Source organism: Arcticibacter svalbardensis MN12-7 (genome assembly GCF_000403135.1).
GTDB classification, from domain to species: domain Bacteria; phylum Bacteroidota; class Bacteroidia; order Sphingobacteriales; family Sphingobacteriaceae; genus Arcticibacter; species Arcticibacter svalbardensis.
Genome location: NZ_AQPN01000061.1, coordinates 1 through 4,659 on the forward strand (window position 1 = coordinate 1; position 4,659 = coordinate 4,659).

Here is a 4,659-nt window from a genome sequence, read left to right on the forward strand (position 1 = left end):
TACTACAGAGGTTTTTTGTTTTTACCGTCAATATTACTGTCAATATTTTATTTAAAATAATGTATCCATTTGTAAGTTTTCGGGATAAATAACATCAATTACTTCCGTTATTTCATAATGGGGAGCATATATTTCTCCTTTATCTATAGTGCTATATGTTACTTTTAATCTAACCTTAAGTGAATCATTAGGCAGTAACGGAAAATCTCTTTGATAATATCTTCTTAACCAATTATGGTCGGTTATTCGAGCGTTTATAGATTTATTATTCAGCTTAAATGCCCACATTTTTTCACTGCTTAAAAAATCAGTTGATTTTATTTTCAAGATTTCCGTAGTTTCATTTGACAATGATTTATTTCCAAGATCACTAAAAATGTTGTCTCTGTTGAAGCTAATTCTATTATCTATTCTTACGGTACCAAATTCTGTCTTATATTCAAGCCTTTCGTCATCACTTAGTTTCTTTGCTGAACTAATTAATTTCTCTATTAAGTTTAGAAAGACAAAAAAACTCGCTTCATGTAACAAATAGTCTGACTTGCCTAAAATTAGTTTTTTGTCCACCTCTACTTCTTGCAATAGTGTTTCAATCGATAAAACGGTATTAACTTCTTGAGTTTCCTCCAAAAATCTCAATAATCGATATTTTACTTTTAATAAAAAATGCCCTAACAGTTTTTTCCAATCAAAGTCCCTAATTGCCTCATCGGGTATTTCTCGAATTATCTGAGCAATCTTTGATTTAATTGATGAGAACTCTAAATTAGTTAATTCATAACTAACAATAAGGCTGTTATCTGCTAGGGACAGATAATAGTCGTCAACCATATTTAAGCAATTAAAAGCGTCGCTAATTTTAAGAAAAGCATCTTTAGGATTCTTTTTTTTATCAAAAAGTAGATTTAATTCAAACTCATCTTCTGTAATAATCATAAATTGCATTATTGGATTTAAAAAATTACTAAATATTGTGGTAAAGAATTAAGCATATATTAAATTCCTTAAAGCTTCCCAAAAAACAATTTGGAAACTATTTAGTTGGCTCTTGATTCCCTATATTGCCCCTTAATATTAGCATGCCAAAATTTCCCCTGTGAGGACGCAGACATCATTTCGTGATACAAATACTCTGGAACATCCTCGTATTGCCATATCTGTCCGTTACCTTTAAACTCTATCTCTAATATAGAATCTTTAAAACCTATACTTATAATCATACTTGAATCAATATAATTTCTTTCCATCTAATTTTTTTGTTGGCGTATTTTATTTACAACTATTTTATAATTTTCAATATTTTCTGGGTGCACTTTATTCCAAGATTTAACTAAATCTGGATCATCACTTGTAGGACGAGGTTGATTTAGCTTAATTCTCACCCGCGAGGGTATCCTTATGGCTTCACCTACTATTATTGCCTCGCCAGTCCTTAAAGCTGGTAATAAATCAATTAAAGTGTTTAAATTGTCGGGTGCTGATGATTTTACGATCGATTGGTCTCCACTATTTGTTAATCTTAGAGCTACAAAAGTTCCTACTTGTGCTAATATAGTTTCAGAAATTTCAGATGGTCTTTGGGATATGACTAATGCCCCAATGCCGAATTTTCTTCCTTCTTTAAAAATCCTTTCAACTGCAACTTTTGAATACGAGTTATTATCGTTTTTATTTAAATATGTGTGGGCTTCTTCATATGCCATCAAAATTGGGCGCTGTTTTCCTGTATAAGTTTCATGCCGTCCCCAGTACATGCTATCATATATAAATCTCGTTATTAAACCGACAGTTATATCTAATACTTCAAAAGGAACACCACTTAGATCAAGTATTACTAGTTTACTCTCACTACCTATCCAATCATTTAACAAATCATTTAAATCTCGATTAGGAGCTAATCCGGTAATGTCACCTGGATTAAAAAGAAAGTCGTACCTACTATCTTTTAGTCTTGAAAGAATTTTTTTTTCGTATGAATAATACTCACCATGTCTAGACTTATGTGGTAATGCATTATTTGTAGCGTAAGGTAGAAAAGATGCAGGGATTAAATTTAAATAGTCCCCCTTACTGGTTTGAGTTGAGGTCGTTATGGTTTGACTATCTCTGTCTGAAGTAGTAAATGTAGCATTTAGCCACCAATTCATCTCCCACCACAATTCTCTTACATTAAAAGGAATAGGCGAGTCTGCTGTTATAAAATTTTGATCAATTGTTCCAGAAATTAGAATATTATTTTTCTTTTTAAAAGTTGTAATCAGTTCTCTTAATAGTCTATATTCAGGTTTTGAATCATCTATCGGTTTAGCATTTACTAAGAAGTAAGCCAATTCATCAAAATTCATCAACCAAAAAGGGATATACAACGGGCTGGTAGCATCGTTAATTTTAAAAACTTTTGCATCTGGAAATGCGGATGAATATTCTCCATGTGGATCTATAAGAACAACTCTAGAACCGTTGTAATCATTTATGATTGACTTAACTATACTTACTGTTGTATTAGACTTACCACTACCCGTTGATCCTAAAATTGCGCAGTGCCTGAGAACGAGTTTTTTTATGTCGGCATAAACAGATAGATTTTCAGATGAAGAATGTCTTCCTATTTCAATACATCCATCATCTTTTTTGCCGTAGATATCAAATAAATCTTGTTCTATAACTAGATGAACCTCATCGTTAATGGTAGGATATGTGCCAATTCCTTTTTCAAATTCCTCTTCGCCAATCTTTTCCCCCACCAATTGGACGCTTAAAAAACGAGACCCATAACCAAAATTAGATAGATCATCTGCTTTATTTGGAATATTGCTGACTGAGGACACAATACCGTAGATTAAAATATTACCGATTGGGATTTTAACAAAGGTGCCAATTTGACCAATTTTATAAAGTCTACCATTAATAATTGGAGCTGAGGAAGGAATATCATTGCAAACTTCCACTTCAACGACATTTGAATCAACTCTTATAATTTTACCTAGATAAGTGATATCAGTTTTCATCTGTTGTTGTTGTTGTTGTTGTTGCTAAATCTTGTTTACCAGAATTTATGACTAAAAAATTTACTAACGATACGAAGTCTCCGAGCATTAATTCACCGTTACTTTCATTCCAAAAATGATCGAATCTTTCAGCTTGTTTTAAACCAGTTTTAGAGAATTCCCAATCACCTAAAGCGCCATTAATTATGGCTTTTTTAGGCCCAAAAATATTTATATTTAAATAAGAAGCTGTTAAAGAATGTAATTGCTCAACCTCAGAATCTTTAAAGCAAAAAACAAGAATTGTTAATCTATTATTTTGCCTTAAACAATTAAAGATTATTTCGTTAATGTGTTGATCAGAGAAGGAATACCCTGTAAACACAAAAAGCAATTCTCCATTTAATAGATAATTCTTGAATCTATCAAAGTATGCTATGAATGGCTGTTTTTTAGACGAATCGTATTTATCTTTTGATGGATAAATAACCAGCTCATTTCCCATTGGTATTGTCTCAACCCTTCCTAAGCGAATAACTTTTTGCGTTTTAGCTTTATCATCGTTCTTCCAAAACCAACTTAATGAGCCATGAATTTTCCATAATCTTATCCAGTTTTGCGTCAAATCATTTTTCTTCACAAAAGTGTCTATACTTTCCTGCCAAAAGAATGGTTCAAATGCTCCTACGAAGCCATCAAAGTAAGGAATTTGACTTGCCTCTAAAGATTTTTCAATAATTAAGTCATAATTGGTTGTAAAAATTTCTTTTGAAAAATCTCGATTTAAAAGACTTAGCCACGCAAAGAACTGTCTAGTCGGAGTTATATCAGCATCAGCCTCCTTTTCAGAAATCACCGTGTAGATGATTTTACAAATTTCTAAATCTAGTTCCTTTGCATTAATTCCGCTTAATCCCACGTATTCTTTAGCAGAATCAGAAGTTATTTCACGAATTCTTCTAATTTGGTTAAGTATATCTTCTATTGTAGGCTTGTTTTCGTGTTGATCTTTTATGTCATTTTTGACAATTAGAAACAACGCTTTCTTGGGTTCAGTAAGTCTTTCTTCTATAGCTGAAGTTAGTTGTTCAATATTAGGAATTTTCAATGCGCAAGACGTACCTGCACCAAAAAAAAATCCAATGTTTTTTGAGTAAGAAAGCTGGCTCTTTAGCTCTCTTATCTCTTTAACGACATCAAGTGTAGTCATGAGAATTGATAGGTTTATTTATGTTTATTTAGAGATAGTTAAATGTATTAATTTTTATTCAACAACATGAAATTTTATAGTAAAGATTTTATTTGTAATTGCCAGTAAAAGTCTTAGCTAAGAGTGCTTATATTGCATTAATGAGCTTTCAACATACTTAGTTATCGCCCACAGGATTAAAAAATTTATTTTCCATGGTCTTGATTTGGTTTGAAAACCGACAATTATTCTATCATTCGTTGGCATTTCCACTACCTAATGTTACTTCTTTGTCTCAGAGCCAGTACTCTGAGCTTAGAATGGCCTAATTATTTATCATAAATGCAAATATCGGGCGAAGCCGATGAGCCACCCCTTGAGCAGAGGTTCTTATAGAATTCAAATCAATGTCACCATGCTGATTTTAATGGGCCATGACAGTATCAATAAAGTTTTATAACCTTGTGTTGCTTCTTTGTTCAA

General features: G+C 32.0%; 4 protein-coding genes. All 4 read right to left on the minus strand.

The features are described 5' to 3' along the window. Positions 1-51: 51 nt before the first annotated feature. The 4 genes from ADIARSV_RS07240 to ADIARSV_RS07255 all read right to left on the minus strand — a co-directional run bounded on the left by ADIARSV_RS07240 (position 52) and on the right by ADIARSV_RS07255 (position 4,197). Positions 52-936, minus strand: coding sequence for a hypothetical protein (locus ADIARSV_RS07240; RefSeq protein WP_152439801.1), 885 nt, complete (start codon positions 934-936; stop codon positions 52-54). Between the two features lie 101 nt (positions 937-1,037). After that, positions 1,038-1,220, minus strand: coding sequence for a KTSC domain-containing protein (locus tag ADIARSV_RS07245; RefSeq protein WP_016194797.1), 183 nt, complete (start codon positions 1,218-1,220; stop codon positions 1,038-1,040). Between the two features lie 27 nt (positions 1,221-1,247). After that, entirely contained in the window at positions 1,248-3,008 is a 1,761-nt protein-coding gene (locus ADIARSV_RS07250) for an ATP-binding protein (RefSeq protein WP_016194798.1), read from the minus strand. Beyond that, entirely contained in the window at positions 2,998-4,197 is a 1,200-nt protein-coding gene (locus tag ADIARSV_RS07255; protein ID WP_016194799.1) for an SIR2 family protein, read from the minus strand. The genes ADIARSV_RS07250 and ADIARSV_RS07255 overlap by 11 nt, the downstream gene beginning before the upstream one ends. Positions 4,198-4,659: the final 462 nt, after the last annotated feature.